Annotated in this window: 19 protein-coding genes; 11 read left to right on the top strand and 8 right to left on the bottom strand. The window is 74.1% G+C overall.

Going from position 1 to position 22,576, the window contains the following annotated elements:
* Positions 1–3 precede the first annotated feature (3 nt).
* On the bottom strand, positions 4–786 hold the full coding sequence (hisN, locus tag QOZ88_RS08570; RefSeq protein ID WP_319946879.1) for a histidinol-phosphatase: 783 nt from the start codon (positions 784–786) through the stop codon (positions 4–6).
* A gap of 52 nt (positions 787–838) precedes the next feature.
* Positions 839–1,021 (bottom strand): DUF2795 domain-containing protein, encoded by a 183-nt coding sequence (locus QOZ88_RS08565; protein ID WP_091928880.1) that lies wholly within the window; start codon positions 1,019–1,021, stop codon positions 839–841.
* A 53-nt stretch (positions 1,022–1,074) separates the two neighbouring features.
* Here QOZ88_RS08565 and QOZ88_RS08560 point away from each other — a divergent pair, with 53 nt between their 5' ends.
* Both QOZ88_RS08560 and QOZ88_RS08555 read left to right on the top strand, forming a co-directional pair.
* Positions 1,075–1,611, top strand: a complete 537-nt coding sequence (locus tag QOZ88_RS08560; protein ID WP_091928879.1) for a DUF2087 domain-containing protein — start codon at positions 1,075–1,077, stop codon at positions 1,609–1,611.
* A 124-nt stretch (positions 1,612–1,735) separates the two neighbouring features.
* The gene (locus tag QOZ88_RS08555) at positions 1,736–2,491 is read left to right on the top strand and encodes a hypothetical protein (RefSeq protein ID WP_305999368.1); all 756 of its coding nucleotides are present in this window, start codon (positions 1,736–1,738) and stop codon (positions 2,489–2,491) included.
* Between the two features lie 5 nt (positions 2,492–2,496).
* Here QOZ88_RS08555 and rsgA read toward each other — a convergent pair whose 3' ends face one another.
* From rsgA to QOZ88_RS08540, 3 genes are read right to left on the bottom strand one after another with little or no spacing between them, the layout of a single operon-like run.
* Positions 2,497–3,489, bottom strand: coding sequence for a ribosome small subunit-dependent GTPase A (rsgA, locus tag QOZ88_RS08550; RefSeq protein WP_305999367.1), 993 nt, complete (start codon positions 3,487–3,489; stop codon positions 2,497–2,499).
* Between the two features lie 23 nt (positions 3,490–3,512).
* Complete coding sequence (gene aroA / locus QOZ88_RS08545; RefSeq protein WP_305999366.1) at positions 3,513–4,793, bottom strand: 3-phosphoshikimate 1-carboxyvinyltransferase; 1,281 nt, start codon at positions 4,791–4,793, stop codon at positions 3,513–3,515.
* A 47-nt stretch (positions 4,794–4,840) separates the two neighbouring features.
* On the bottom strand, positions 4,841–6,304 hold the full coding sequence (locus tag QOZ88_RS08540) for an NAD-dependent succinate-semialdehyde dehydrogenase (protein WP_305999365.1): 1,464 nt from the start codon (positions 6,302–6,304) through the stop codon (positions 4,841–4,843).
* A gap of 139 nt (positions 6,305–6,443) precedes the next feature.
* Here QOZ88_RS08540 and QOZ88_RS08535 point away from each other — a divergent pair, with 139 nt between their 5' ends.
* From QOZ88_RS08535 to QOZ88_RS08505, 7 genes are all read left to right on the top strand, one after another.
* On the top strand, positions 6,444–7,190 hold the full coding sequence (locus QOZ88_RS08535; RefSeq protein WP_305999364.1) for an SOS response-associated peptidase: 747 nt from the start codon (positions 6,444–6,446) through the stop codon (positions 7,188–7,190).
* Between the two features lies 1 nt (position 7,191).
* Positions 7,192–8,733, top strand: coding sequence for a fused MFS/spermidine synthase (locus QOZ88_RS08530; RefSeq protein ID WP_305999363.1), 1,542 nt, complete (start codon positions 7,192–7,194; stop codon positions 8,731–8,733).
* A 233-nt stretch (positions 8,734–8,966) separates the two neighbouring features.
* Positions 8,967–9,263, top strand: a complete 297-nt coding sequence (locus tag QOZ88_RS08525; protein WP_305999362.1) for a Dabb family protein — start codon at positions 8,967–8,969, stop codon at positions 9,261–9,263.
* Positions 9,264–9,272: 9 nt separating this feature from the next.
* Entirely contained in the window at positions 9,273–10,019 is a 747-nt protein-coding gene (locus QOZ88_RS08520) for an SDR family oxidoreductase (RefSeq protein ID WP_305999361.1), read from the top strand.
* 67 nt (positions 10,020–10,086) lie between these two features.
* Positions 10,087–11,199: an NDMA-dependent alcohol dehydrogenase gene (locus QOZ88_RS08515; RefSeq protein WP_305999360.1), complete on the top strand. Its 1,113-nt coding sequence runs from the start codon at positions 10,087–10,089 to the stop codon at positions 11,197–11,199.
* 136 nt (positions 11,200–11,335) lie between these two features.
* Positions 11,336–14,872, top strand: coding sequence for an indolepyruvate ferredoxin oxidoreductase family protein (locus QOZ88_RS08510; protein ID WP_305999359.1), 3,537 nt, complete (start codon positions 11,336–11,338; stop codon positions 14,870–14,872).
* A 3-nt stretch (positions 14,873–14,875) separates the two neighbouring features.
* Positions 14,876–16,024, top strand: a complete 1,149-nt coding sequence (locus QOZ88_RS08505) for an acyl-CoA dehydrogenase family protein (RefSeq protein WP_305999358.1) — start codon at positions 14,876–14,878, stop codon at positions 16,022–16,024.
* A gap of 39 nt (positions 16,025–16,063) precedes the next feature.
* Here the strand turns inward: QOZ88_RS08505 and QOZ88_RS08500 are convergent, their stop codons facing one another.
* The 3 genes from QOZ88_RS08500 to QOZ88_RS08490 form a co-directional block, all read right to left on the bottom strand.
* A complete protein-coding gene (locus QOZ88_RS08500) occupies positions 16,064–16,864 on the bottom strand; it encodes an HpcH/HpaI aldolase/citrate lyase family protein (RefSeq protein WP_305999357.1) in 801 nt (266 codons plus the stop codon).
* Positions 16,861–17,370, bottom strand: a complete 510-nt coding sequence (locus QOZ88_RS08495; protein ID WP_305999356.1) for a MaoC family dehydratase — start codon at positions 17,368–17,370, stop codon at positions 16,861–16,863. The genes QOZ88_RS08500 and QOZ88_RS08495 overlap by 4 nt, the downstream gene beginning before the upstream one ends.
* Before the next feature lie 136 nt (positions 17,371–17,506).
* Positions 17,507–19,414: a helix-turn-helix domain-containing protein gene (locus QOZ88_RS08490; RefSeq protein ID WP_305999355.1), complete on the bottom strand. Its 1,908-nt coding sequence runs from the start codon at positions 19,412–19,414 to the stop codon at positions 17,507–17,509.
* Between the two features lie 101 nt (positions 19,415–19,515).
* On the opposite strand from QOZ88_RS08490, the gene QOZ88_RS08485 reads away from it, so the two are divergent.
* Together QOZ88_RS08485 and QOZ88_RS08480 are read left to right on the top strand one after the other, a co-directional pair.
* Positions 19,516–20,970, top strand: coding sequence for an FAD-binding oxidoreductase (locus QOZ88_RS08485; RefSeq protein WP_305999354.1), 1,455 nt, complete (start codon positions 19,516–19,518; stop codon positions 20,968–20,970).
* A 400-nt stretch (positions 20,971–21,370) separates the two neighbouring features.
* Positions 21,371–22,498 (top strand): C4-dicarboxylate TRAP transporter substrate-binding protein, encoded by a 1,128-nt coding sequence (locus QOZ88_RS08480; protein ID WP_305999353.1) that lies wholly within the window; start codon positions 21,371–21,373, stop codon positions 22,496–22,498.
* Positions 22,499–22,576 lie beyond the last annotated feature (78 nt).

The raw sequence follows: 22,576 nt of genomic DNA, 5'->3' as shown, positions 1-22,576 counted from the left end.
CGGTCAGGCGGGGGTCGGCCGGCCCGCCGACCGCAGCTGCTGGAGGGCGGCGTCGTGCAGCTTGCCGTTGGTCGCCAGCGCGCTGCCCCCGGCCGGCCCGGGAGCGCCGGTGACGTCGGTGAACCGGCCGCCGGCCTCCCGGACGATCACGTCCAGCGCCGCGAGGTCCCACAGCGACACCTCGGGCTCGCAGGCGATGTCGACCGCGCCCTCGGCGAGCAGCACGTAGCTCCAGAAATCGCCGTAGGCCCGGGTGCGCCACACCGAGCGGCTCAGGCCGAGGAAGCCCTCGAGCCCGCCGCGCTCCTCCCAGCCCGAGAGGCTGGAGTAGCTGAGGCTGGCGTCACCGAGCTGGGACACCTCCGACACGCGGCAGCGGGTGGCCGACTCCAGCCGGCGCCCGGTCCAGGCGCCGACGTCCTTGGCCGCCCACCACCGCTTGTTCAGCGCCGGTGCGGAGACCAGGCCCACCACCGGCTCGTCGCCGTCGAACAGCGCGATCAGCGTGGCCCAGACCGGCACGCCGCGGACGAAGTTCTTCGTCCCGTCGATCGGGTCGAGCACCCAGCGGCGCGAGCCGTGGCCGGTCGTGCCGAACTCCTCGCCGAGGACCGCGTCCCGCGTGCGGGCCCGGCTCAGCGTGATGCGCAGCATCTCCTCGACCGCCCGGTCGGCGTCGGTGACCGGCGTCAGGTCGGGCTTGGTCTCGACCGTCAGGTCCTGCGCCTTGAACCGCTCCATGCTGATCGAGTCGGCCTGGTCGGCCAGCACGTGTGCCAGTCGCATGTCCTCTGAGAAGCCCCGACCCGACGTCATGGGCACCCAACCTAGCGGTGCGTCAGTCGAAGACGGCGGAACTGACCCCGCTGGGCCCTTCGTACTCGCGGTCCTCGATCTTCTTGAGCGCCTCCAGCACCTCCCCGTCGCCCCCGTGCTGCTCGGCGTGCTTGACGATGTCGTCCTTGCGCGCGGGGTAGTCGATGCCGGACAGGGCCTTCTGGATGTCGATGGGGCTCACCATGCCCCGCTCCCTACCCGGGCGGCGGTGGCCGATGCACCGATTACCGTCGGGGCGTGGACGCGGCGACGATCGCGGGGCTGCTCGCGGACCCGGTGCGGCTGAAGGTGGTCGCGGCGCTGGCGCTCGGCGCCGGCACGATCGAGGAGGTCGCCGAGGCCGCGGGGCTGGGGCTCAAGGAGGTGGCCCTCGCGGCCCGCCGCCTGGCGCGGGCGGGGCTGGTGCACCGCGACGGCCACGCCCTGGTGCTGCGCGCCGAGCGGTTCTCCGCGGCCGCGCGGGCGGCCGCGGAGGCGGCGCCGCCTCCCGAGCCGCTGTCGGACGACCCGGCGGCCGACGCGGTGCTCTCGGCCTTCGTCCGCGACGGGCGGCTGGTGTCGATCCCCTCGCAGCGCAGCAAGCGGCTGGTCGTCCTCGACCACCTGGTGCGCGTCTTCGAGCCCGGCGTCCGCTACCCCGAGCGCGAGGTGAACGCGCTGCTCGCCGTCTGGCACCCCGACGTCGCGGCGCTGCGCCGGTACCTGGTCGACGAGGGGTTCCTCACCCGCGAGGCGGGCGTCTACTGGCGCAGCGGCGGCTACGTCGAGGTCTGAGCGGGCCGCCCGCCCGTTGCCGACCCGCCGTGGTGTCCCGGGCGGTCGACAGCACGACAAGTCGACAGGCGGTGGTGTCGACAAGTCGCTCGTCAGCGGTCCGCCGGCGACGCAGACTGGCCGGGTGCCCAGCCCCTCGGCCGATGCCTTCGCCGCCCTCGCGCGGTCCTCGCCGTGGCGCTGGTCCACGCTGCGGTTCACGGTCTCCTGGCCCGGCGACCCGTGGCGGACGGCGGCCGTGCGTGCGTGGCTGCGCCGGCCTGACGCGCTGCGGGTGGAGACGCTCGACGGCGCGCTGCTCCAGGCCGGCCGCGACACCCGGCTGACCGTCGCCACGGATCCCGCCCCGGTGCTGCGGGCCGACGGCCTGGTGGCCGAGCGGCCGTGGGGTCTCTGGCTCGACGACCCGATGTTCCAGAACTACTTCTGGGTCGCGATGCTCGATCCCGCGGAGCTCGCCGACCCGGGCCTGGATGCAACCCCGGGGGAGCCGCCGCTGCTGCTGGACGCGGTCACCGAGGTGGAGCACGCCGGCCGCCCGGCGTGGGAGGCCGTCGTCCGGACGACGCCGGAGTACGAGCCGCGCTGCGGCTGCTGCTCGCTGCTGCGGTCCCCGGACGTCGACCGGGCCGAGTACGAGGACGACGCGGCGCACCTCCTCGCGGCCTACCCCGAGCGGCACCGGGTCCGGCTGGACGTGCGGACCGGCGTCTGCGTGTTCACCGAGGCCCTCGGGGGAGAGATCTCGGGGCGGGGGCACGACCTCCGCATCGAGGCGGTCGACGAGCCGATGGCCGACGCCCTCTTCGTCGAGCCGCGTCGGCCGCTGTTCGGTCGTCGCGGCCGTCGACCGGGCCCGCCGCGGCCGGGTCTCGCGTAGGCCGGTCAGTAGCCGGGGCCGACCTGGCCGACGGCGGCCAGCAGCACCCGCACCGCGTCGAGCTGCTCGCGGCGGACCGGTGGGCCCTCCGCGGCCCACGCGTCCAGCGCGCAGTCGGGGTCCTCGGCGGTGTGCCCGCACCCCGGCGGGCACTCGGTCGCGGCCTCGGCGATGTCCTCGAACGCCACCAGGACGTCGTCGGCGGTGACGTGGGCCAGGCCGAAGGAGCGGATGCCCGGGGTGTCGATGACCGTGCCCCCGCCGGGGAGGTCGAAGAGCACCGCTGACGACGAGGTGTGCCGGCCCTTGCCGATCTTGCTGACGTCGCCCGTGGCGCGCAGGGCGTCGGGCACCAGCCGGTTGACCAGCGTCGACTTGCCGACGCCGGACTGCCCGACGAACACGCTCATCCGGTCGCGCACCCGGTCCAGCAGGTCGGCCAGCGGCAGCTCCCGCGACATCGGCACCGCTTCCAGCCCCAGCCCGGCGTAGCGGTCGAGCAGCGGGCGCGGGGAGGCGAGGTCGGTCTTGGTGAGGCAGAGCAGCGGCTCGAGCCCCCCGGCGTAGGCGGCGACCAGGCACCGGTCGAGGAAGCCCAGCGCCGGTTCGGGGTCGGTGACCGAGGTGACGATGACGAGCACGTCGGCGTTGGCGACGACGACGCGCTCGGTGGGGTCGCTGTCGTCGGCGGTCCGGCGCAGCGACGTCGTCCGCTCCTCGATGACCACGATGCGGGCCAGCGTGTCCGGCCGCCCGCTGGTGTCGCCGACCAGCCGCACCCGGTCGCCCACGACCACGCCGTGCCGGCCCAGCTCCCGGGCCCGCATCGCGGTGACGTCGACCGGTGCGCCGTCGGGCCCCTCGACCCGCACCGTCATCCGCCCGCGATCGACCGCGACCACCAGACCGGGAACGGCGTCGGCGTGCGTGGGCCGCGTGCGCGTGCGGGGGCGCGATCCGCGCCGGTTGGGCCGGACGCGGACGTCATCCTCGTCCATGCGCCGAGCGCCCCGCTGCGCGCTCAGGGGACGGCCCCGATCGGCTCGCCCAGCAGGCCGGCCCAGCGCTCACGGAAGTCGGGCAGGGTCTTGGTGACCGCGCCGGCGTCGGTGACCGTGATGCCCTCGACCGCGAGGCCGAGGACGGCGGCGGCCATGACCATGCGGTGGTCGGCGTAGGAGTCGAGCACCGCGGCCCGCCGGGGGCCGGGCTCGATCTCCAGCCCGTCGGGCAGCTGCCGCACCCGGGCGCCCACCGCGGTCAGCACCTCGTCGAGCGCCTGCAGCCGGTCGGTCTCGTGCCCGCGCAGGTGGGCGATCCCGGTCAGCCGGGACGGGCCGTCGGCCAGCGCGCACAGCGCGGCGAGCACCGGCGTCAGCTCGCCCACCTCGCCCAGGTCGGCGACCAGCGGCCGGACGGTGCCGGTGCCGGTGACCTGCAGCCCCTCGGCCGTGCGGACCACCTGGGCGCCCATCGCGGGCAGCAGCCGGTCCAGGTGCGCCCCGGGCTGCGTGGTGACGGCCGGCCAGTCGCGCACGGTGACCCGGCCACCGGTGACCAGCGCGGCGGCGAGGAACGGCGCGGCGTTGGAGAGGTCGGGCTCGACCACCCGGTCGAGCGCGGCGACCGGCCCGGGGGCGACCCGCCAGCCGCGGTCGGTGGCGGTGACGTCGACGCCGTGCTCCCGCAGCGTGGTCACCGTCATCTCGACGTGCGGCATCGAGGGGACCCCGCCGGCCAGTGCGAGGTCCAGACCCTCGTCGAAGCGGGCGGCGGCCAGCAGCAGCCCCGAGACGATCTGGGAGGACTCCCCGGCGTCGACCTCCACGGGGCCGCCGCGCACGCGGCCGGCGCCGTGCACGGTGAACGGCGCACGGCCGCGACCGTCGTCGTCGACCCGCACGCCCAGGGCGCGCAGCGCGGCGAGCAGACCGCCGTTCGGCCGCTCGTGCAGCCGCGGGTCGCCGTCGACGCGCACCGCGCCGTCGGCCAGCGCGGCCACCGGCGGCAGGAACCGCAGGATCGTGCCGGCGAGCCCGGCGTCGACCGTCACCGGGCCCCGCAGCGTGCCGGGGCTCACGACGACGTCCTCGCCGTCGTCGTCCACCCGAACCCCGAGGGTGCGCAGCGCCGCGGCCATGAGGTCGGTGTCGCGCGCCCGCAGCGGCCGCACCAGCCGGCTCGGGCCGTCGGCGAGCGCGGCCAGCACGAGAGCGCGGGCGGTCAGCGACTTCGACCCCGGCAGGGTGACGACGGCGTCGACGGGGGCCGGGTGGTGCGGCGCGGACCAGACGTCACTCACGTGCTCAGTCTGCCCGGTCGCCCGCGCCGCACCGTCCGCGCATCCGATCAGCCGGCCTGCGGCTTGTCGGCCTTCCTGACCGGCACGGTGCGCAGCAGCCGCCGGTTGGCGAACTCGAACATCGCCAGCTCGGAGAGCTCGCGGCCGTAGCCGGACCGCTTGACGCCGCCGAAGGGGAGGTCCGGGAAGGAGGCCGTGGGCTGGTTGATCCACACCATGCCGGCCTCCAGCCGCTCGGCCACCGACCGCGCGCGGTCGAGGTCGCTGCTCATGACGGTGGCACCGAGGCCGAAGTCGCTGTTGTTCGCCAGCTCGACGGCCTCGTCGGCGTCCTTCACCTTGTAGACGACGGCCGCGGGGCCGAACAGCTCCTCGCTGAAGGCCCGCATCTCCGGCGTGACGTCGGTCAGGATCGTGGCCTCGACGAAGGCGCCGGGCAGATCCGGGCGCTGGCCGCCGGCGATCACGGTCGCGCCCTTGTCGACAGCGTCCTGGATCTGCGCGTGCAGGTCCTGGGCGGCGCGCTCGCTGGACAGCGGCGCCAGCGTCGTGCCCGGGTCGGCCGGGTCGCCGGGGGCGAAGGTCGAGAACGCCTGCTTGAGCCCCTCGACGAAGGGCTCGTAGAGCTCCTCGGTGACGATCAGCCGCTTGGACGCGGTGCACGCCTGGCCGGTGTTCTGCATCCGGCCCATGGTCGCCGCCTTGACGGTGGCCGCCATGTCCTCGGCGTCCAGCACGATGAACGGGTCGCTCCCGCCGAGCTCGAGCACCGACTTCTTGAGGTGCTTGCCGGCCAGGGCGGCGACCGAGCTGCCGGCCCGCTCGCTGCCGGTCAGGGTCACGCCCTGCACCCGCCGGTCGGCGATCACCTGCTCCACGTCCGAGATCGCCAGGAAGACGTTGGTGAAGAGACCCTCGGGGGCGCCCGCATCGGTGAAGAGGCGCTCGATGGCCTGGGCGCACTGCGGCACGTTCTCCGAGTGCTTCAGGATGACGGTGTTGCCCAGGACGAGGTTCGGCCCCGCGACCCGGACCACCTGGTAGAACGGGTAGTTCCACGGCTCGATGGCGAACAGGACACCGATCGGCTCCGTCCCGATGACGGCCTCGCCCCTGCCGAACATCGGGTCGATCGACGTGGGCTCGAGGAAGTCGGCGCCCTTCTCGGCGTAGTACTTCAGGATCATCGAGCAGAGTTTGAGCTCCCCGACGGCCTCGTCGCGGCGCTTGCCCATCTCGCGGGTGATGAGTCCGGCGTACTCGTCGAGCCGCTCGCCCAGCAGCTCGGCGGCGCGCGCCACGACGGCGGCGCGCTCCGCCACGGGACGGCGCCGCCACTCCTGGTACGCGGCGTGCGCCCGCTCGATGACGCCGTCGATCTCCGCGGCATCGAGGAACGGGAACTCCTGCTCGGTCTCCCCGGTGTAGGGATTCACCGTCGCGTACGGGCGGGCAGCGGCGTCGCTGGCGGTCTTCGGGTGCTCGGTCGGTGGCTTCTGGGTAACAGTCACGCGGTGATCCTCGTCTCTCGTCGGCTGTTGCGACAGGGGGGCTACCCGCGCCCATGCGGGACACGCACCCGAGGTTCGCTGTCGGCGGGGCCACCTAGAGTTCGAACGGTCAATCCCGACCGGACCCGAGGAGGCGCCCGTGTGCGGTCGCTACGCGGCCAGCCGCAAGCCCGAGGACCTGGTTCTCGAGTTCGAGGCGGTCCCCGCCGGAGGACAGCCCCCGTTGGCTGCCGACTACAACGTGGCGCCGACCAAGGACGTCCACGTGGTGCGGCACGCCCGGGAGCGCGACGCCGAGGGCGTGCCCACCGGGGAGGGGCACCGCGAGCTGCGGGCGGTGCGCTGGGGCCTGGTGCCCTCCTGGGCCAAGGACGCGTCGGTCGGCAACCGGATGCTCAACGCCCGCGTGGAGTCGCTGACCGAGAAGCCCGCCTTCCGCAGCGCGGCCCGCTCGCGGCGGTGCCTGGTCCCGGCCGACGGCTGGTACGAGTGGGCCAAGCGCCTGGACTCCCCGGCCAAGCAGCCCTACTTCATCACCCCGGAGGACGGCTCGGTGCTCGCCATGGCCGGCCTCTGGGAGGTCTGGGGGAAGGGCGAGGACCGGCTGTACACGTGCACCGTGGTCACCGCCCCGGCGACCGGCTCCCTCGCCGAGATCCACGACCGCATGCCGCTGGTGCTGCCGAAGGAGCGCTGGGCCGAGTGGCTGGACCCGGCGCGCGCGGACGTCGCGGAGCTCGCCCGGCCCACGCCGCCCGAGTTCGTCGAGAGGCTGGAGCTGCGGCCGGTGAGCCCGGCGGTCAACAGCGTGCGCAACAACGGTCCCGAGCTGCTCGCCCGCGCGGACGGCGTGGACGCACCGGCCGACCAGCCGGCGCTGTTCTGACGTGGTCGCGGACGAGGCTCCCGCCCCGGTCGACGCGCCGCCGCAGGCCCCACCGCCCGGCGGTGCGCTCCCGGCCTGGGTCGCGGCGGGGCTGACCTTCCTCAGCTCCGGCGCCGTCCTCGTGCTGGAGATCGTCGGCCTGCGGCTCATCGCGCCCTACGTCGGCGTCACGGTGCAGACGAGCACCGCCGTGATCGGGTTCGCCCTCGCGGCGATCGCCGCCGGTGCCTGGCTGGGCGGTGCGACCGCCGACCGCACGGACCCGCGCCGGCTGCTCGCGCCGCTGCTGGTCGCCGGCGGCGCGCTGGTCGTGGCCGTGCTGCCGCTGGTGCGCTTCACCGGCTCCTTGCTCAGCGGCGCCGACGCCGGCGGGGTGCTGCTGCTGGCCGCCGTCGCCGTCGTCGTGCCGGCCGCGCTGCTGTCGGCGGTGCCGCCGATGGTGGTGAAGCTGCAGCTGGCCAGCCTGGACGAGACCGGCGCGGTCGTCGGGCGGCTTTCGGGCATCGGCACCCTGGGCGGGATCGCGGCGACGTTCGCCACCGGGTTCGTGCTCGTGGCGATACTGCCCAGCAGCGTCATCCTGGTCGCCACCGGTGCGGTCACCGTGCTCACCGGGCTGGTGGTGGGCGTGGTCCTGCGGCGCGGGGGCGGCCCCCGGACCGTCCCCGCCGGGCTGCTCGCGCTGGTCGTGGTGGGCGGGGGCCTGGCGGCGGTCGCCCCGACGCCGTGCGAGGAGGAGACCGCCTACCACTGCGCGCGGGTGGTCGCCGACCCGGAGCGACCCTCGGGCCGGGTGCTGATGCTGGACACCCTGCGGCACTCCTACGTCGACCTGGCCGACCCCACCTACCTGGAGTTCGCCTACGTGCGCGCGATCGCCGCGGTGACCGACGCCGTCTTCCCTGCGGGGGAGCCGGTGTCGGCGTTGCACGTCGGCGGCGGCGGGCTCACGTTGCCGCGGTACCTGGCCGAGGTGCGCCCCGGCACGGAGAGCCTCGTGGTGGAGGTCGACCCCGAGGTGGTCGCCATGGACCGCGAGCAGCTCGGGCTGGAGACCTCGCCGGACCTGCGGGTGCGGGTGGCCGACGGCCGGGTGGGGCTGGCCGAGGAGCCGGCGGGGGAGCGCGACCTCGTCGTCGGCGACGCCTTCGGCGGGCTCTCGGTGCCCTGGCAGCTCACCACGCGCGAGGCGCTCGAGCTGGTCGACCGGGCGCTGGCCGAGGACGGCGTCTACGCGGTCAACCTGATCGACCACCCGCCGCTGTCGTTCGTGCGGGCGGAGCTGGCCACGATGCGCGAGGTGTTCGACCACGTGGTGCTGCTCGCCCGCGCGCCGGTGCTCGCCGGGGAGGACGGCGGCAACGTGATCGCGGTGGCGTCGCAGCGGCCGCTGCCGGTGGAGGAGATCGCCGCGGCGCTGGGCGACCAGGACCTGGTCTGGCAGGTCGCCGAGGGCGAGGAGCTGGCGCGGTTCGTCGGCGACGCCGGCGTGCTGACCGACGACTTCGCCCCCGTCGACCAGCTCCTGAACCCGTACGGCTGAGCTCGGCGGTGCCCGACCCGTGATCTCGTCCTCGCGATCGGCGAGGGCGCAGGTCGCTCGACGGGCGCGGACAAGACCCGAGCGGAAGTCGGAGGTGCGTCCCTCGCGAGACCCGGCCGAGCCTCGGCGCTCGCCGGGGCCGCGCACATCGACCCCCTTGGACCGTACAAAAAATATGCTAGCGTCCTCCTCGATTCGCATGGCGCGCGTCACAGCGAGCGGGAGGGGGCCCCGTGTTCCGGCACGTCGCGGTGTTCGAGTGGTCGGACGAGGCCACGGAGCAGGAGCGTGCGGCCGCTGTCGCAGCCCTCGAGGCGTGGGCGGCTGGACCGGCGACCGCCTTCGGTCGGCTCACCGTGGGTGTCGACGCCGGCCTGGCCGACGACAACGGGGACGTCGTCGTGGTCATGGACCTGCCCGACCGCGACACGTATGCCGCCTATGCGGTGGACGAGGCGCACCAGACGCTCGTGCGCGAGCACGTGCGCCCCATCCTGCGTCGGCGCACCGCCGTGCAGCACCAGGTGTAGGCGGTCGGCGTGGACCTGGGGTTGGACGGGCGACGGGCAGCGGTGGCGGCGGCCACCGGCGGGCTCGGCTACGCGACGGCGGCCGCTCTCGTGACCGAGGGGGTGCGGGTGACGATCTGCGGCTCCGACCCCGCTCGCGCCGAGGCGGCGGCCGGACGTCTCGGCGCCGGTACCGCGTGGGTCGTGGCAGACCTGGCCGACCCCGGGGAAGGGGAGCGGTTCGTGCGCCTGGCGCAGGAGGCCATGGGCGGGGTCGACATCCTGGTGCCCAACGCCCCGGGCCCGCCCGCGGGAACGTTCACCCAGGTCGGAGCGGACCAGTACGCCCCGGCACTCGAGCTGAGCCTGCTCTCCACCGTGCGCATGTGCCTCGCTGCGGTGCCGGGGATGCGCGAGCAGGGCTGGGGCCGGGTGGTCGCCATCACCTCGATCGCGGTGCGGCAGCCCGTGCCGAACCTGATCCTGTCCAACACCGCCCGGGCCGGGCTGACCGGCTTCCTCAAGACGCTGGCCCGTGAGGTGGCCCCCGACGGGGTGACGGTGAACTCGGTCCAGCCCGGCCTGCACGACACCGAGCGCCTGCGCCAGGTGTGGGGGGACGGCATCACGGCGGAGGTGGCGAGGATCCCCGCCCGTTCCCTCGGCCGGCCGGAGGACTTCGGCGCCGCGGTCGCCTTCCTCTGCTCGGAGAGCGCCCGCTACATCACCGGCGCTGCGGTTCCCCTGGACGGCGGCATGAACCAGGGGCTGCAGTGACGCGACCCCGGCCGTGCACCACCGACGACGGCAGTGCCCGATCCGATCCACCGGAGGAGAAGTACACGTGAAGACCTACGGCGCCGTGCTGCGCGATGCAGGTTCGGACTACGAGATCGTCGAACTGGAGGTCGGCGATCCGGGCCCGGGTGAGGTGCTGGTCGAGATGGCCTTCGCGGGGCTCTGCCACTCCGACGTGCACCTGCGCCAGGCCAACGCCGGCGGTCGCTACCCGATCGTCGGCGGTCACGAGGGTTCGGGAACCGTGCTGGCCGTGGGCGCGGGGGTCGACCGGGTGCAGCCCGGCGATCACGTCATCACCAGCTTCCTGCCCGCCTGCGGGCACTGCCGGTGGTGTGCGGCCGGGCGGTCCAACCTGTGCGACGTGGGTGCGACGATCGCGACCGGGCAGCTGCCCACCGGCACCTGGCCCTTCACCCTGGACGGCGAGGCCCTCGGGGGCTACTGCATGGTGGGTGCCTTCGCCCGCCACACCTTGCTGAGCGAGTACTCCTGCGTGCGCATCGAGCCGTGGGTCCCCATGGACACCGCTGCCCTGCTGTCCTGCAGCGTGCCCACGGGCTGGGGGTCGGCCGTGTACGCGGGCGGTGTCAAGCCGGGTGACACGGTGGTCGTGGTCGGGGCGGGCGGCGTCGGGGTGAACGCCGTCCAGGGGGCTGCGCACGCCGGCGCCCAGCACGTCATCGCCGTGGACCCCGTGGCGTTCAAGCGCGACTTCGCGATGACCGTGGGAGCGACGCACACGGCCGAGGACACCCGCACGGCCGCCGACCTGGCCCACCAGCTCTCCTGGGGCGTGGGAGCCGACGTGGTGGTGGTGACCACCGGTGAGCTGGACGCGGAGACCACCAAGGGCGCGGTCCGGTGCGTCGGCAAGGGCGGGACCCTGGTCCTCACCGCGCTCGCCGGCGTGGCGACGGAGACGACCCTCTCCCTGCTGGGCAACCCCATCACCGTCTTCGAGCAGCGGATCCAGGGCTCGCTGTTCGGTGGCTGCAACCCCTTCCGGGACATCCCCAGACTGCTGCGGATGCACCAGGAGGGCTCGCTGGAACTGGACTCCCTGATCACCCGGCGGTACTCGCTCGAGGAGTTGCGCCAGGGATACGCGGACCAGGCCGCCGGCGAGACGATCCGCGGCCTGCTCGTCCACGGCTGAGTCGCAGGCACGCCCGTTCCCGAACACCTCCACCACCGGGGGCGCCCGTCCACCCGCCGGTCACCGACCCGGCGCGGCGGACGCGCGGTCCCGAGCGCGAAGAGTCCGGCCCGCCGGACCTGCCCCGAGGAGCGAGATGAACACCGCCGTCCGGGTCGACGACCGCTACCGCCAGTCCGAAGGACTCCTCCACGTCACCGGCATCCAGGCGCTGGTCCGCGTAGCGCTGGACCAGGTGCGCGCCGACCGGCGACGCGGACAGCGCACCGCCGGCTTCGTCTCGGGCTATCCCGGGTCCCCCCTGGGTGGCTTCGACATGGAGCTGGGCCGCCGGGGTGACCTGCTCGAGGAGCACGACATCGTCTTCCGGCCGGGGGTGAACGAGGAGCTCGCCGCCACCGCGGTGGCCGGCAGCCAGCTGGCCCAGACCCGTCCCGAACTGCGCTACGACGGCGTGACCGGCATCTGGTACGGCAAGGCCCCAGGTGTCGACCGCGCCGTGGATGCCCTCCGGCACGGCAACATGGCCGGTGCCGCGCCGCGTGGCGGCGTGCTGGCGCTCGTCGGCGACGACCCGTCCGCCAAGTCATCGACCATGCCCAACGCCTCCGAGGCGACCATGGCAGCCGTCGGGATGCCGGTCCTCTACCCGGGTGACGCGCAGGACGCGCTCGACATGGGGCTGCACGGGATCGCGCTGTCGCGGGCCTCCGGGCTCTGGGTCGGGGTCAAGATCGTCACGGACGTCGCCGATGGCTCGGGCACCGTGGAGGTCCATCCCGACCGGATCGTCCCCGTGGTGCCGGACATGACCGTCGACGGACGGGTGTTCCGGCACGAGGTCCGCGGCATGCTGCTGCAGCCGACGTCGGGTGAGCTCGAGTCGACGCTGCACCACGAGCGCCCGCTGATCGCGCAGCGGTACGCCGCGGCGAATGGGCTGGACCGCATCACCCGATCGGGACCCGACGACCGCGTCGGCATCGTGGCGGCGGGGAAGACCTACCTCGACGTCTGCCAGGCCCTGGCCTCGCTCGGGCTGGACGAGGCCGAGTGCCGCCGCCGGGGCGTGCGGCTGCTCAAGCTCGGGATGGTCACCCCCGTGGAGCCGGGGATCATCCGCTCGTTCGCCGAGGGGCTGCGGGAGATCGTCGTCGTCGAGGAGAAGCGGTCCTTCGTCGAGGCGGCGGTCAAGCAGATCCTCTACGGCCGCACCGGGGCGCCGGTCGTCCACGGCAAGACGGGCCCCGATGGGAGCCGGCTCGTGCCGGCCTCCGGAGAGCTGGAGCCCGACCTGCTGGCCGGCGTGCTCGCGCGGCGGCTGCTGGCGCTCGGCGGCATGCCGTCGGTGGAGGCGTGGTCGGAGGCGCGGACCGCCCGCGCCGCCCGGGAGGAGCGCCGGCCCGCGCTGCTGCCGCTGCTCAGCCGGACGCCGTACTACTGCTCCGGATGCCCGCACAGCACGTCGATGGCTGCGCCCGAAGGGGCGCTCATCGGCACCGGCACCGGGTGCAGTTCCCTGGCCGTGCTGATGAAGCCCGAGACGGTGGGTGACGTCAGCGTGCTCATGCAGATGGGTGGCGAGGGCAGCCAGTGGATCGGCATGGCGCCCTTCGTCGACGTACCGCACCTGGTCCAGAACATCGGCGACGGCACGTTCCACCACTCCGGGAGCCTCGCCCTGCGCGCGGCCGTCGCCTCCGGGGTGAACATGACGTACAAGCTCCTGTACAACTCCGCGGTCGCGATGACCGGTGGCCAGAGCGCCCAGGGCGGCATGACCGTTCCGGCGCTGGCGGCGATGCTGACCGCAGAAGGCGTCTCCCGCATCATCGTCACGACCGACCAGCCGGAGAAGTACCGGCGCGTCCGGCTCCCCGGCAGGACGCAGGTGTGGCACCGCGACCGGTTGGTCGAGGCCCAGGAGGAGCTGGCGCGCGTCCCCGGGGTGACCGTGCTCGTGCACGACCAGGAGTGCGCCACGGAGAAGCGGCGGCGGCGCAAGCGCGGCTTGCTGCCGGAGCCCGCCACCCGTGTGGTGATCAACGAGCGGGTCTGCGAGGGGTGTGGCGACTGCGGGCAGAAGTCCAACTGCCTCTCGGTCGTCCCGGTCGACACGGAGTTCGGCCGGAAGACGCAGATCCACCAGGCGTCGTGCAACAAGGACTACACCTGCCTGGCGGGCGACTGCCCGTCCTTCCTCACCGTCGTGCCCGGCGAGCAGTCGCCGAGGCCGACGGCCGCCGAGCTCGACGACGCCACGCTGCCGGCGCCCACCGCCCGGGTCGCGGCGGACGACTTCGCACTGCGCATCGTCGGCATCGGCGGCACCGGCGTGGTCACGGTCGCGCAGATCCTCGCCACGGCGGCTCAGCTCGGGGGACTGCACGTGCGCGGCATGGACCAGACGGGGATGGCGCAGAAGGGTGGTGCGGTCGTCTCCGACCTGAAGTTCACCCGGGCAGCCGTGGTCCAGGCCGCGCGGGTGGCGGGGGAGGAGTGCGACCTCCTGCTGGGGTGCGACATCCTCGTGGCGGCCGAGGCGAAGAACCTCGCGGTGGCGGATCCGGCACGCACGGTCGCCGTCGTCTCGACCGCGCAGGTCGCCACCGGTGCGATGGTGACCGACCCGGGGGTGTCCTTCCCGCCGCGGGAGCAGCTGGAGGACCGCATCCGGGCGGCGACCCGGGACGACGACGCGGTGTTCCTCGACGCCCACCGGCTGACCCAGCAGCTGTTCGGCAGCGACCAGTCGGCCAACGTGCTGCTCCTGGGCGCCGCCTACCAGGCCGGCGCGCTCCCGGTCCACGCCTCGGTGATCGAGGAGGCGATCGCGGTCAACGGCGCGGCCGTCCAGGTCAACGTGCAGGCGTTCCGTCGCGGTCGGCAGGCGGTGGCGGATCCCGCCGGGCTCGCCGCCGCCCTGGTCGAGATGGTCCCGCCGGCGGCGGAGCCGGCGCCGCCGGCGCCCGAGGTCGCCGCCCTGATCGCGTCGGTGCAGGCGCCGGTCGGCTCGGAGCTGGCGCGCTGCATCGGCGTGCGCGTGCCCGACCTGGTCGCGTACCAGGACCTCGGCTGGGCGCAGGACTACGCCCGGCTCGTCGAGCAGGTGCGCGCCGCGGAGGCCGAGGTGGTCCCGGGGAGCGGGGGACTGGCCGAGGCGGTCGCCCTGGGGCTGTACAAGCTGATGTCGTACAAGGACGAGTACGAGGTCGCCCGGCTCTCGATCGACCCGGCCGTCGAGGCCGACGTCGAGTCCCGCTTCGGCCGGGGGGCGCGCTACAGCTACCGCCTGCACCCGCCCCTGCTCCGGTACCTGGGCCGCAAGGACAAGATCGCGATCGACGCCCGCGCCGCGCGGCCGGTCCTGCGCGCGCTCTACGGCATGCGCCGGCTCCGCGGGAGCGCACTCGACCCGTTCGGCCGCAGCCACGTCCGTCGCACCGAGCGGGCGCTCATCCAGGAGTACCGGGAGCTCGTGCACCGCCTGCTCGAGGGGCTGACCACGGACAACCACGGCGTGGCCGTCGAGCTGGCGGCTCTCCCGGACATGGTGCGCGGCTACGAGGAGATCAAGTTGGACAACGTCGCCCGGTACCGCGAGCGCCAGCGGAACGCCCTGCGGCGGTTCGCCGGGACCGCGGCCCCGTTCGCCACCACCCCGAGGAGCTGACCCATGCCCGAGACCGACCTGCAGGACCTGCGCGCGGGTGTGCGCGACCTGGCCTCGTCCTTCCCCGCGGAGTACTGGCGACGCTGCGACGCCGCCCGCGAGTACCCGGAGGCGTTCGTGCGCGCGCTCACCGAGGCCGGCTGGCTCTCGGTGCTCATCCCCGAGGAGTACGGGGGAGGAGGGCTCGGCCTCGCCGAGGCCTCGGTGATCATGGAGGAGATCAACAGCACCGGGGCGAGCACGTCGGCGTGCCACGCACAGATGTACACGATGGGGGCCGTGCTGCGGCACGGCTCGCAGGCGCAGAAGCGCACCTACCTGCCCGACATCGCCGCGGGCAAGCTGCGACTGCAGGCGTTCGCCATCACCGAACCCGACGCGGGATCGGACACCACCCGGATCACCACGTTCGCCCGGCGGACCTCCGACGGCTACGTCGTCAACGGCCGCAAGATGTGGATCTCCCGCGTCCAGCACAGCGACCTCATGCTGCTGCTCGCCCGGACCACGCCCCGCGACCAGGTGGCCAAGCGCACCGACGGGCTCAGCCTCTTCCTCGTCGACCTGCGGGCAGCAGGTTCCTCCGTCCGCGCCGAGCCCATCGACACGATGGTGAACCACGAGACCAACGCCGTGTTCATCGACGACCTGGAGCTACCCGCCGACGCCCTCGTCGGGATCGAGGGCCAGGGGTTCCGGCACGTCCTCAGCGGCATGAACGCCGAGCGGATCCTGCTGGCCAGCGAGAGCATCGGCGACGCCCGTTGGTTCCTGGACACGGCGTCGGCCTACGCCCGCGACCGCGTCGTGTTCGGCAGGCCGATCGGGGACAACCAGGGCGTGTCCTTCCCGCTGGCACGGGCCTGGGCGGACATGCGAGCGGCGTCCCTGGTCCGCGACCGGGCGGCCGAGCTGTTCGACCAGGGCGAGACCGCGGGCACGGACGCGAACATCGCGAAGCTCCTGGCGTCCGAAGCGGCGTGGGCGGCGGCCAACGCGGCCATGACGACCCTCGGGGGTTACGGCATGGCCGCCGAGTACGACGTGGAGCGCAAGTTCCGGGAGTCGCGCCTCTACCTCGTCGCGCCGGTGTCGAACAACCTCATCCTCCAGCACGTCGCCGGGCACGTCCTGGGTCTGGGCCGCGGCTGATCCCCGGCCCGTCCGGGAGGGATCTTCCGGACGAGCCGGTCAGCCTCCCGCGTCCGCCAGCAGTGCGCGGGCGCGCTCGACCAGGGGGCGGTCGACCATCGCGCCCCCCACGGTCCCGACACCGCCGTCGCCGCCGGCGGTGGCGACCACCGCCCGGGCCCAGGCGAGCTCCTCGGCAGACGGCCGCCATGCCCGGCCGACGACCTCCACCTGGCGCGGGTGGATGCACAGCTTCCCGCCGAAGCCGTTCTCCCGGGCGGCACGGGCGTCGGCGGCCAGGACGTCCGGCGCGTCGAGCTCGGTGGTCACCCCGTCCAGCGGTGCGGGCAGGCCGGCCAGCCGTGAGGCCAGGACGAGTTCTGCCGCGAGCTGGCGCACCAGGGGCGAGCGCGGGGTGACCCCCAGGTCCAGCGCCAGGTCCTGATCGCCCAGGGCCAGTCGCGCCGAGGCGCGGGCCAGCTCACGGGCGGCGGCGATCCCGGCGGCGGTCTCGACGAGAGCGATCACCGGCCCGCCGGTCGCCTCGCCCGCCGCCCGCACGTGGCCGGGATCCTCGGCACGGGCCAGCATGACGGCCATCAGGCCTGGGCTCCCGACCAGCGCGGCGACGTCGTCCTCGTGGCCCGGCGCGTCCGCGGCCTGCACGCGGACGACTGCCCTGCCGTCCTCGTCGAGCCACCGGCGGACGTGTTCCCGGGCCGCTGCCCGCCGGCCAGGGGCGACGGCGTCCTCGAGGTCGAGGATCGGCACCGCGCCCGAGCCGGCGGCCTTGTCGAAGCGTTCCGGGCGATCTCCGGGGACGAACAGGTAGGCGCGCGAACCGGTCAGCGGAGTGCTCATCGCTCCTCCGCGACGACCGAGGGTCGGGCCGAGGTCGGGCCGTGGCCCTGTCGGTAGACCAGCAAAGTCCGGGTGAACGTGATCACCACGGTGCCCTCCTGGGTGTATCCCGTGGTCCGCACGGTGACCAGGCCGGTGCTCTCCCGGGAGCGGGACGGTCGCAGCGCCAGCACCTCCGACCGGGAGTAGACGGTGTCGCCCTCGAACAGCGGGTGCGGCATCCGGACCTCGTCCCACCCCAAGTTCGCGAAGACGTTCTGGGAGACGTCGGTCACCGACTGGCCCGTGACCAGGGCGAGGGTCAGGCACGAGTTGACGATCGGCCGGCCGAACTCCGTCTGCGCGGCGTAGTGGTGGTCGAAGTGCGGGTGGGCGGTGTTCTGGGTCAGCAGCGTGAACCAGGAGTTGTCCGTGGCGGTGATCGTGCGCCCGAGCGGGTGCTCGTAGACGTCGCCGACCTCGAAGTCCTCGTAGAAGCGTCCGTTCCAGCCCGGCTTGATGGCCACGGCATCCCCTCCGCCGGTGAAGCGCCGACTCCGCGTGCCCGCTCCCGCAGTCACGGCACCACGATCGCACATAATATAGGAAGCTGGGAGCGGGTGGCCGCCTCCGGTGCCGTCGCCTCCGGTATGCCGCCCGAGGTCAGCCCGCCGCGGGCAGCCCTTCGGCCAGCGACCGCAGCACGAGCGCCAGCTGGAGCTGCAGGGCCCGGTCGTGATCCCGCCAGTCCGGCCCGAGCAACTCGGTCACCCGGTCCAGCCGTTGGTAGAGCGTGTTGGCATGCACGTGCAGCTCGGCGCACGTGCGGGCGTGGTGCTGGGCGTTGCGGAGGAAGCTCGCGAGGGTGTCGACCAGGTTCCTGTTCCGCTGGGCGTCCCAGTCGAGCAGAGGGCCCAGCGTCGCGCTCACGAAGGCGTGCAGCTCACCCCGGCCGGCCGGGCTCAGCAGCGCCCGGTAGACCCCGAACGCGGCCGACGTGGCTGCCACTTCCGGGCGTCCCAGGGCGTGCAGGAGGGCGGCGGTCTGCCGCGCCTCCTGGTGGGCGGCCCGGATCGCCGCGGCCCCGCCGCCGCACGGGGCCAACCCGACGGCGGCGGGGAGCGGGCTACCCGGTGCCCGCAGCCAGACGAGGGCGTCCTCGGCGCTCGGTCCGGTCAGCAGGACCACCACCCGCCCCTGGTGCTCGGCAGACCAGCCGCGCGCTCCCTCGGCCAGGCGGGCTGCGGTCCGGGCAGCGGGCTGGAGGTCTCGCGCGCCCGGGTCCAGCACCGCCACGGCGGTGACCGCATCCACGTCGACCCCGGCTGCCCGCCCCCGCCGGCGGGCTCCCGCATCATCGACGTCGCCGGCGAGGAGGGCCTGGAGGAACTCGCCCCTGCTGCGCAGCTCGGCCAGGGCCACCGCCCGCTCGGTGACCACGACGAGGGCCAGGGAGGTCGCCGCCGTCTGCAGCAGACCGGCCAGTTCCGCGTCCGCCCCCTCGACGTCCCAGACGACGAGGCAGCCGGCGGGACCGCCGCTGAGCGTCACCGGGACCAGCACCCCCGAACGGCTGCCGGACCGGACCACCCGGTGCCCGGGGGGCGCCAGCCGGTCCGGCCAGGGCCCGTCGCCGGCCTCGGCGTCCCGGAGGAGGTCCGTCCCCTCCGCCGAGGGGGCTGCGTCCAGCCGCCCGCCGACGGGGTCCCAGACCTGCACCTCGCCACCGACCGCCCGCTCCAGCGCCCGGGCGACGGCGGGGACCCCGCCTCCCTCGAGCACGGCCGCGGTGAGCAGCTCGCGCAGCGCGGCCGCCCGTTCGCGCTGCTCCTCCGACCGGCGGAGGTCGGCGTTGCGCCGTTCCAGCTCACCCGCCGTGCCGCGGAGCTGGTCGATCAGCTGCGCGTTGCGCAGGGCGACGGCGGCGTGCGCCGCCAACCCGGCCATCAGCTCGACGTCGTGGTCGGCGAAGCGTCGCGGACGGCGGTCACCGGCCAGCAGCACGCCGATGGTCTCCCCGCCGAGCTGGAGCGGGAGGCCGAGGATGCCGCCGAGCTGCTCGCTGCGTGCCGCCACGTCCATGTGCGCCAGCCGGTGGACCTGCGGGTCGGTGCAGTAGGACTCGGTCCACACCGGCCGGCCGGTGCGCAGCACCTCGCCACCGATGCCCTCGCCCTCCTGGAGCGTGATCCCGCGCAGCGCTCCACCCATCGAGCCGTCGACGACCTCGATCCGCAGCCCTTCGGGACGCCGCAGCATCAGGTAGGCCACGTCGGCGTCCAGCAGGCGGCGGGACTGGGCGGCCACCTCCTGGAGCACCTCGCCCGGATGGTGCATCGAACCCAACCGGCGGGCGAGGTCGTTGAGCACGACCAGCTCCCGGGAGTGGCGGCGGCCGGCGGCCAGGAGCTCCCGGACCCGCCCCGCCGCCGAGGCCTCCTCCTCGATCCGGACGCGCTCCGCGGGCGGGACGACGGGGTCGGCCAGGAGCTCGGCGCGGTGGGCACCGAGCTCCTCGGCCGAGGCGTCGGCCGCCAGCAGGTGCAACCAGGTGGCAGAGCGGTCGGTCACGGACGCGTCCTCCCCGGGTGGACGATGGGGCCACGTGCGGCCTCGGGCGGTGAGCGGATCGTCCGTTGAGTGTGTCAGGGGCCACACCTACTCTCGGCAGGATGACCACCGGCACCTCGACCCCCAGTGGCGTGAGTGGATCCGCCACTGCAGCATCCGTCGCCGCCCGCGCCCCCGACGTGGTGGCGGCCCTCGGGGGGGCGCTGCCGCCCGGCCGGGTGGTCACAGACCCGGACGTGCTGGCCTCCTATGCGCACGACGAGGCCGAGTGGGCCGAGAACGTGCTCCCCGTCGCCGTGGTCCGGCCACGCGCGGCCGAGGAGGTGCAGGCGGTCGTGCGCACGTGCATCGAGCACCGCACCCCGGTGGTCCCGCGTGGTGCCGGTACGGGGCTGTCCGGCGGGGCCAACGCCAGCGCGGGGTGCGTGGTCGTCTCCATGGAGGCGATGGACGCCGTGCTGGAGGTGGACGAGCTCGAGCGCTTCGCCGTCGTCCAGCCGGGGGTGGTCAACGACGACCTGCGCGCGCACGTCGCCCGCCACGGCCTCTGGTACCCGCCCGACCCGGCCAGCTCTCCCTGGTCGACCATCGGTGGGAACGTGGCGACCAACGCCGGTGGCGTGTGCTGCGTCAAGTACGGCGTCACCGGTGACTACGTGCTCGGCCTGCAGGTCGTCACCGGCACCGGTGAGCTGGTCCGGCTCGGTCGGCGGACCGCCAAGGGGGTGGCCGGGTACGACCTCACCGGCCTGATGGTCGGCAGCGAAGGCACGCTCGGCATCGTCACCGAGGTGACGGTGAAGTTGCGCCCGCTCCGCGATCCGGAGCGCACCGTCGCCGGCTACTTCGACTCGGTGGTCGCAGCCGGGGAGGCCGTCACCGCGGTCGCGGCGGCCGGGCTCACCCCTTCGGCGCTCGAACTGGTGGACCGGCACTGCCTGGCCGCCGTCGACGCGTGGAAGAACATGGGTCTGTCCGACGACGCGGAGGTCGTGCTGCTCGGCCGGGTGGACACCCCCGGCGCGGCCGGGGACGCCGAGGCCGAGCGGATGCTGGCCGCCTTCGAGGGCGCCGGCGCGAGCTGGGCCGCCGTCAGCACCGATGCCGAGGAGGCGGACGCGCTCTTCGCCGCACGCCGGCTGGCCTACCCGGCGCTGGAGCGGCTGGGGCCGGTGCTCACCGAGGACGTGTGCGTCCCGAAGGCCGCCGTCCCGGCGATGCTCGCGCGCATCGAGCAGATCGGCGCCGCGCACGACATCGTCATCGCCAACATCGCCCATGCGGGAGACGGCAACCTGCACCCCTTGCTGATCACCCCGCCCGGCGACGAGGCCGCTCGTGACCGCGCCCAGCTGGCTTTCCACGAGATCATCGCCGGCGCCCTGGAGCTCGGCGGCACGGTCACCGGGGAGCACGGGATCGGACTGCTCAAGCGCGACGGCCTGGTCGCCGAGATCCCACCCGCCGTGCTCGCGATGCACCACGCGATCAAGGAGGCGCTGGACCCGCACGGCATCCTCAACCCGGGAAAGGTCGTCGCCGCGCGCCGGCGCTGACCGCGCGACCGACCTCGACGACGAGGGGCCACCGCCCGCGATCCGCCATCGGGAGGCGGCCGCGGGCGCCCTGTGGACGGATCCACTACAGAGGATCCGGCATGGTGGAGCCATTCTCCCTGCTGGTCGCGCCGCCCGTCTCCTAGCGTCGTGACAGGAGTCACAAGTACCGACGCGCGGCGGTAGGCCGCGACCGGCCGGAGGAGCGGGCCGCCCACCCCTGGGCGCCCGCGCGCCGAGCCGGTCATCGGGGCGCGCCCTCGGCCGTTCGCGACCGAGCAGGCACCGCCGCAGTCGTTGCGCAGGTGTTACTTGACCGCATATATCGTATGTGGTGTTGTCTTCGTCACAGGTCAGCCGGACCGGGCTGGTCTTGTCGGCACCGAATCGAGGAGATGGCGTGCACAGCTCACAACGCACGAAGCGGGCCGCTGCGGTAGGCGCAGCGGCGGTGCTGGCGGCCTCGCTGGCCGCCTGCGGTGGGGACTCCGGCGGCGGTGGCGGTGGCGGTGGCGGGGCTCAGTCGTACGACTGGCAGTACGCCAACTACCTGCCCCCGAACTCCTCCTTGAGCACCGGGATCGCCAACTACTTCGACTCGATCGAGGAAGGCGGCGACATCACGGTCGAGGAGTTCTACCAGGAGGCGCTGCTGTCGGCGACGGATACGTTGCCGGGCGTCGCGCAGGGCCGGGCCGACCTCGGCTTCATGATCGCCCTTTACTACCCGGGCGAGCTGCCGCTCTCGCAGATCGTCGGCGTGCCCTTCCAGACCGACGACGCCGAGGCGCAGGTCCGGGCCATGAACGACCTGTACGAGAACAACGAGGCGTTCCGGGCGGAGTACGAGGACCAGGGCGTCCACGTGCTCAGTTTCGTGCCGCTCGCCCCCACCATGATCGCGACGGCGGAGCCGCTGTCCGGGCTCGACGATCTCGCCGGCCGGCAGATCCGCGCCGTCGGGCTGCTGAGCCAGGCGATCGAGCAGACCGGTGCGAGCCCGGTGGCGCTCTCGGCGCCGGAGGTCTACGAATCGGTCGAGCGCGGTGTCATCGACGGCTTCACGTCCTATCCGTTCGACGTGGCGGTCGCCAACAGCCTCAACGAGGTGGCACCCCACATGACGGACCCGGGTACCGGCCTCTACAACCTCGGCGCGCTGGTCATCACCAAGAGCCTCTGGGACGGCCTCCCCGAGGAGACCCGCGAGCTCATGACCGAGGAGATCGACCAGTACGTCACCGACGCCATCGCGCTGCTGGCCGAGGAGGAGGAGAACACCTGCGACACCTTCCTCGAGGCCGGCGGTACGCCGGGCGTCTTCCCGGAGGCCGACGTCGAGGAGTTCGAGAGCATCGTCGGTGACAGCGTGCTGGAGGCCTGGCGGGAGACGACCGTGAGCGCCGGCGCCTCCGAGGACGTGGTCGACGGGTTCCTGGCGGATTACCAGGCCGCGCTGGAGGAGTACGCCGCGGAGTCCACCTACGTGCCCGGCCTCGTGGCCTGCGCAGAGCGGAACGGCAGCTGACCGGTTCCACACCGATGGGGGCGGGGGGGGGGGGGGGGGCGCGGGGGGGGCCCCCCCCGGGCCGGGGGGGCGCCCCCC

Origin of the sequence: Blastococcus carthaginiensis, from assembly GCF_030731085.1 — a bacterium.
In the GTDB taxonomy this organism is placed as follows: Bacteria; Actinomycetota; Actinomycetes; order Mycobacteriales; family Geodermatophilaceae; genus Blastococcus; species Blastococcus carthaginiensis.
Note: the sequence above shows the minus strand (reverse complement) of the source record. Positions and strands in the feature narration are given on the sequence as shown.